Below are 6,811 nucleotides of genomic sequence, written 5' to 3'. Positions count from 1 at the left end.
TGTATTTACTATAGGATTGGCAATATGCAATTTGATATTGTCAATGCATTGTAAATAGTAAATTCTCAATTGCATATCCTATTGCACATACAGAATACAGAATACAGAATCGCCAATTTTCCGGTTTTTCGTCATCTTAACATTATTTACTAATTTCGCATTTCATTACAACCTGATTTAACGTATCTCTGACGATTGAAGAAATACACAGGAATATTGCTCCTTTTTACCATGGTGTTGCCAATGCTCTCGCTGAACATTGCCTGGTACATCGAAAAGCAGGCCATTCGTATGGAGATCAGGGAAAAACTGTTTACTGAACCCGACAGAAGTAAACTGAAGCTCTTGAAGTTCAATGTCCGGGATGCCAAATCATTCCTTTCGTGGAAAGATAAACGGGAGTTTGAGTTTAATGGCAGGATGTATGATGTGGTTGAAACGGAAATGCTGGGCGATACAGTTGCCTACCTTTGCTGGCCTGATGATAAGGAAACCGGTCTGAACAGAAAACTGAACGAGATGACAGCCAGGGCAATGGGATCGGATAAGCAAAATAGCAACCGCAGATTACTGGTCGATTATCTCAAGGTCCAGTTTGTTCAAAATATCGTGGAATATGCCGGATGGCTTGCCGGGAAAGACCTTGTTCCCGGCTTCTTTTTCCTGGACCTTTATTCTTCTGTATACTTACCTCCGCTTTCTCCCCCTCCAAAAGTTTGTTGACCTGGAATGATATACAGGATCGTTATCCAGGACAAGCTTTACGATTTTTGTAGGATCCGGATTTATTCAACACCCGCTCTTCCCTGCCAACTCAATGGAGGAAAAGGGGGTAGATAAGATTCGAAATTGCTTTATATTAATTGAATTAAAATGAAAAGAATAAATACCCTGATATTGATCAGCTTGTTGATCAATTTTCCGGTTTTTTCGCAGATCATCACGGTCCTCGACAGCGAATCGGGGGCTCCTTTGGATATGGTGACCTTATCAAGCAACGACCCCAATTATTATACCATCACCAATGCAAAGGGACAGGCGGATATTTCCCGGCTGCGTGATGCGAAAAAGATAGATATCCGGCTGATCGGTTACAAGACCGAAGCTAAAAGCTACTCAGAACTGGAAGGCATGGAATTTGTCTTCAGTTTGCATCCTACGGCTATTTCTCTCGACCAACTTGTTGTTTCGGCAACGCGTTGGGAAATGGATGAAAGGGAGGTGCCTGCGAAGATCCTGACCATTTCTGCAAAAGAGATTGCCATGCAAAACCCGCAGACCGCGGCAGACCTCCTGGGTAATTCGGGAGAGATTTTCATACAGAAAAGCCAGCAGGGGGGAGGAAGCCCGATGATTAGGGGTTTTTCTACCAACCGCTTGCTTTATACTGTTGACGGGGTAAGGATGAATACAGCTATTTTCCGCAGCGGAAACCTGCAGAATGTCATTTCCCTCGATCCTTTTGCCATGGAAAATGCAGAAGTGATCTTCGGACCGGTTTCCCTGATATACGGGAGTGATGCTATCGGCGGCGTTATGAGTTTCCAGACCCTTATGCCCAGGTATTCGCTGACCGGTAAGACCCTTGTGACGGGAAATGCCATCGCAAGGTATTCTTCGGCGAATAATGAGATGACAGGTCATTTTCATGTGAAAATAGGATGGAAGAAATGGGCGTCCGTAACCAGCTTCTCTAGCAATCACTTCGGTGACCTGCGTATGGGAAGCTATGGCCCCGATGATTACCTGCGGCCCTGGTATGTGCAAAGACAGGATAGTACGGATGTTGTCGTTACCAATGATGACCCGGAAGTGCAGAAGCCTACCGGATATAACCAGGTAAATCTGATGCAGAAGGTCGGATTTAAACCCTCGGAACACTGGGAATTCGTTTACGGGTTTCATTATTCTGCCACAACAGAATATTCGCGTTACGACCGGCTGATCCGTAAGAAAAATGGATTGCCCCGCAGTGCTGAATGGTACTACGGTCCGCAGATATGGATGATGAATAACCTTACGGTCACCAATAAGTCGGTGAATACGGTTTATGACCACATGACACTCCGGCTGGCTCAGCAATATTTCGAAGAAAGCAGGATAGACCGTGATTACCGGAAATCCACCCGTTATAACCGTTTGGAAGAGGTTTATGCTTATTCGGCGAACCTCGATTTCGGGAAAACACTGGGATCAAGGCATGTGTTTTATTACGGATTGGAGGCTGTTGTGAATGATGTGAATTCAACAGGTACGGATGAAGATATCTCTACCGGTATATTTACCATGGGGCCATCCCGCTATCCCCAATCTACCTGGTCATCGTACGCTGCTTACCTGAGTTATCAGTTTAAGATCAGTGAAAAGCTGCTGGCACAGGCAGGACTCAGATACAACCAGTTTGTGTTAAATGCCGATTTTACCGATAATCTGGTTTTCTACCCATTCCCCTACTCCGAAGTGGAGATCAACGATGGAGCCCTTACGGGTAACCTGGGCATTGTTTACAATCCGACGGAACAATGGGCCATTGTTGCCAATGCTTCCACGGGATTCCGCTCCCCAAATGTGGATGATCTCGGGAAAGTTTTTGATTCTGAACCGGGTGCGGTGGTTGTGCCTAATCCCGATCTCAAAGCGGAATACGCGTGGAATATGGAATTGGGAGTGTCAAAGGTCTTTGGTGAATATATGAGAATTGATGTTACAGGATACTATACCCTGCTGGATGATGCCATGGTACGAAGAGATTATACTCTGAACGGTCTCGACAGCATCATGTACGACGGTGAAATGAGCCGGGTTCAGGCCATTCAGAATGCTTCGCAGGCCAATGTTTATGGCATTCAGGCTGGTGTGGAGATCAATCTGCCACAAGGGTTTGGACTCACGTCACAGTTTAACTACCAGAAAGGTGAGGAAGAGCTGGACGATGGCAGTACCAGTCCGCTAAGGCATGCCGCTCCGTGGTTCGGGATAACCCATTTGACCTTTAACGCGAGCAAACTGACCCTCGATCTGTATGCTATTTATAACGGGGAGGTAAGCTATGAGAACCTTCCTGAAGAAGAAAGGGGAAAGGATTATTTGTATGCAAAAGATATTAACGGTAATCCATACTCACCTGCATGGTATACACTAAACCTGAAAGCAGGATACCAGATCACCGATGTATTCAGTGTTTTTGCCGGTGTGGAGAATCTGACGGATCAACGCTACCGGCCTTACAGCTCCGGTATCTCAGCCCCGGGAAGAAACTTTATGCTGACACTGAAAGCAAGCTTTTGATCGAAGATCGGAGATCGGAGATCGATGATTGAAATCTCCGATCTCCGATCTCCGATCTCCGATCTTAGATTTTTCGTAATTTTGGGAAAACCTCTTTTCCTATGAAGATCCTACCTGTTGATAAAGTCCGTGAGGCAGATGCTTATACCATAAAAAATGAGCCGGTGGATTCCATTGAACTCATGGAGCGTGCCGCAAGAGAATGTTTTAAATGGATTTACAAACGCCTTAAGCGGGGAGAAAGGGTGAAGATCTTCTGCGGGCCGGGCAATAATGGCGGTGACGGGCTTGCTGTCGGACGCCAGCTCGCCAAGCAGGGTGTTCCGGTGGAAATCCATACTCTGAAGCTGGGTGGCAGGAGTACCGCTGATTTTAAGACAAATTACGAAAGACTTGATCTGGTCGGGGGCATCAGGGTATTTGAAATAACAGAAGGGGAGGCCTTTCCTGAACTGGAAGATTCCGATATCATTATTGATGCCATTTTCGGATCGGGATTGACAAGGCCTGTCGAAGGACTTGCTGCCGCTGTGATACACCATATCAACAGCTCCCCGGGGAAGGTTATTGCCATCGATATCCCATCCGGATTGTTCAGCGATACCTGCAGCGTTAAACATGGAAATGCCATTGTCAAGGCGGATTACACCTTGTCGTTCCAGTTTCCTAAGTACGCTTTTTTCTTCGCGGAAAATGAGCAGTTTGTGGGTGAATGGTTGGTTTTGCCCATTGGATTGCATCCTGATTTTATTGAGCAGGTTGCGGTTAAAAATTTCTTCCTGGAGCAAAAAGACATTTTTGCCATGTATGAGCCCAGGAAGAAATTCTCGCATAAAGGTAATTATGGCCATGCTTTACTGATTTCAGGAAGCTATGGCAAGATAGGCGCAGCGGTGATGGCTGCCAGGGCTGCCCTGAGGGCAGGAGCAGGGCTGGTTACTGCACATGTACCTGTGTGTGGCTATGATATCCTGCAAACAGCCCTGCCCGAAGCAATGGTGAGCCTCGACGATAACGAAAGGTTTTTCTCGGGCCACCCTGACCCGGGACTTTATAACGCCATCGGTATAGGTCCCGGACTGGGAACAGCAAAAGAAACTGCCACAGCCCTGAAGGTACTGATCCAGAACAGTCCCTTACCCCTGGTCATGGATGCAGATGCCCTGAACATCCTGGGTGAGAACAAGACGTGGATTGCTTTTCTTCCACCCAACAGTATTTTGACGCCACATCCCAAAGAGTTTGAACGCCTGGCCGGCAAGAGCGGAGATTGTTTTGAAAGGGTGGACATTCAGCGGGAGTTTGCAGTTAAACACCAGATTTACGTTGTGCTCAAAGGTGCTTATACCAGCATATGCTGTCCGGATGGGAGTTGCTGGTTTAATTCTACCGGTAACCCGGGGATGGCCACCGGGGGATCGGGCGATGTGCTGACGGGTATCATCCTGGGATTCCTGGCCCAGGGTTATTCACCCGGGGAAGCAGCCCTAATGGGTGTTTACATGCACGGACTTGCCGGGGATTATGCGGCATCAAGGCTCACAGAACCGGCAATGATTGCGGGAGATATCACAGAATTCCTGACAAGGGCTTTCAGAGATCTGATACAAAAATGATATTGCTTTGCAAAGTAAATGTCTCCTGTAGGATCAGGCAACCTTGGATTCCTCAACAAAATCCTCTTCTACTCGTAGGTTTTCTATAATAAAGTTTTGCCGGTCGGGAGTGTTTTTCCCCATGTAAAAGGTAAGGATTTCCTGTATGGGAAGATCCCGTTTCAGTAAGACAGGATCCAGCCGGATGGATGAACCGATGAAGTTCTTGAATTCATCAGGGGATATTTCACCCAGGCCTTTGAACCTTGTAATTTCAGGGTTGGTTCCCAGCTTTTTAATGGCGGCCCCTTTTTCTTCATCCGAATAGCAGTAAATGGTCTCTTTTTTATTGCGCACCCTGAAAAGTGGTGTTTGCAGGATGTACAGGTGGCCGGTTTTTATCAGGTCGGGATAGAACTGAAGGAAGAAGGTAAGCAGGAGCAAACGTATATGCATACCGTCGACATCGGCGTCGGTAGCGATCACGATATTGTTGTAGCGAAGGTTTTCCAGGTCTTCATCGATATTCAGGGCCGATTGCAGGAGGTTGAATTCCTCGTTCTGGTAAACGATTTTCTTACTGAGACCGAAGCAGTTCAGCGGCTTGCCTTTCAGGCTGAAAACAGCCTGTGTTGCTACATCTCTGGCTTTGGTGATGGAGCCGGAAGCAGAATCACCCTCGGTAATGAATAAGGTGGTCTCCAGTTTGCGTTCATCATTGCTGTTCAGATGTAAGCGGCAATCACGCAGTTTCTTGTTGTGAAGACTTGCTTTTTTCACACTTTCCCGGGCAAGTTTTTTAATACCTGCCAGTTCCTTGCGCTCTTTTTCCGATTGCAGGATCTTACGGTACAATGCTTCCGCCGTATCCCCGTTCTGGTGCAGAAAATTATCGAGTTGTTTCTTGATGATGTCTCCGATGTAGTTGCGTATGCTTGTCCCATCGGGCTCCATAAGCTGGGAGCCGAGTTTGGTTTTGGTTTGTGACTCAAAAACCGGTTCCTGGACTTTAAGGCTTATAGCTGCCAGGATGGAGGAACGGATGTCGCTCGTGTCGAAGTCTTTGTTGTAGAATTCCCTGATGGTCTTCACGATGGCCTCACGGAATGTGGCAAGATGTGTCCCACCCTGCGGGGTAAATTGCCCGTTCACAAAAGAATAATATTCCTCGCCGTATTGCCTGGAACTATGGGAAAAGGCACATTCAAAGTCGCCGTCGTAGATATGTATGATAGGGTAGATCAGGGGACCGTTACCGTTGATATTTCTTTCCAGGAGGTCTAGAAGGCCGTTCTCAGCGCGTAACTTCTCTCCGTTGTAATGTATGGTTAATCCTTTATTCAGGAAAACGTAGTTCCAGAGCAGCTTCTCCACGTACTCATTGATAAAATGAAAATGGCCGAAAAGTTCATTGTCGGGCACGAAAGTAACTATGGTTCCTTGTTTCAGTTCTTTTTCTTCCCTGATGGGTTCATCCAGGATAAGTTCACCGCGCTGGTATTCCACGATCTTGGTCTGTCCTTCCCGGATCGATTGTACCCTGAATTCTGAGGATAGCGCGTTAACCGCTTTGGAGCCGACACCATTCAGTCCGACTGCCTTTTTAAAAACTCTGGAATCGTATTTGGCTCCGGTGTTGATTCTGGATACACAGTCGATGACCTTGCCGAGGGGCATGCCCCGACCATGGTCACGGATAGTGACGGTTTGATCGGTAATGGTCACCTCGATGGTCTTACCGTACCCCATCACAAACTCGTCAATGGCATTGTCCATGATCTCTTTGATGAGGACGTAAATACCGTCGTCCTGAGATGCACCGTCGCCCAGCTTGCCAATATACATCCCCGGCCTGAGACGAATATGCTCTTTCCAGTCAGCGACCGGATACTGTCTTCTGTATATTTTTCGGACATTTCTCCCATGAT

Annotated in this window: 3 protein-coding genes and 1 pseudogene; 3 read left to right on the top strand and 1 reads right to left on the bottom strand. The window is 47.0% G+C overall.

The window, feature by feature from the left end:
• Positions 1-195 precede the first annotated feature (195 nt).
• The 3 genes from KKA81_12215 to KKA81_12205 all read left to right on the top strand — a co-directional run bounded on the left by KKA81_12215 (position 196) and on the right by KKA81_12205 (position 4,904).
• On the top strand, positions 196-723 hold the full coding sequence (locus KKA81_12215) for a hypothetical protein (GenBank protein ID MBU2651690.1): 528 nt from the start codon (positions 196-198) through the stop codon (positions 721-723).
• A gap of 150 nt (positions 724-873) precedes the next feature.
• Positions 874-3,288: a TonB-dependent receptor gene (locus KKA81_12210; protein MBU2651689.1), complete on the top strand. Its 2,415-nt coding sequence runs from the start codon at positions 874-876 to the stop codon at positions 3,286-3,288.
• A gap of 101 nt (positions 3,289-3,389) precedes the next feature.
• Positions 3,390-4,904, top strand: coding sequence for an NAD(P)H-hydrate dehydratase (locus KKA81_12205; protein MBU2651688.1), 1,515 nt, complete (start codon positions 3,390-3,392; stop codon positions 4,902-4,904).
• 33 nt (positions 4,905-4,937) lie between these two features.
• Here the strand turns inward: KKA81_12205 and KKA81_12200 are convergent.
• Positions 4,938-6,799: pseudogene (locus KKA81_12200) on the bottom strand (type IIA DNA topoisomerase subunit B).
• Between the last annotated feature and the right edge of the window lie 12 nt (positions 6,800-6,811).

Source organism: Bacteroidota bacterium (assembly GCA_018831055.1).
Lineage (GTDB): Bacteria > Bacteroidota > Bacteroidia > Bacteroidales > B18-G4 > M55B132.
Note: the sequence above shows the minus strand (reverse complement) of the source record. Positions and strands in the feature narration are given on the sequence as shown.

Excerpts from the sequence above, each read along its gene's own strand:
- KKA81_12205 (MBU2651688.1), top strand. The coding sequence starts at position 3,390 with ATGAAGATCCTACCTGTTGATAAAGTCCGTGAGGCAGATGCTTATACC.
- KKA81_12210 (MBU2651689.1), top strand. The coding sequence starts at position 874 with ATGAAAAGAATAAATACCCTGATATTGATCAGCTTGTTGATCAATTTT.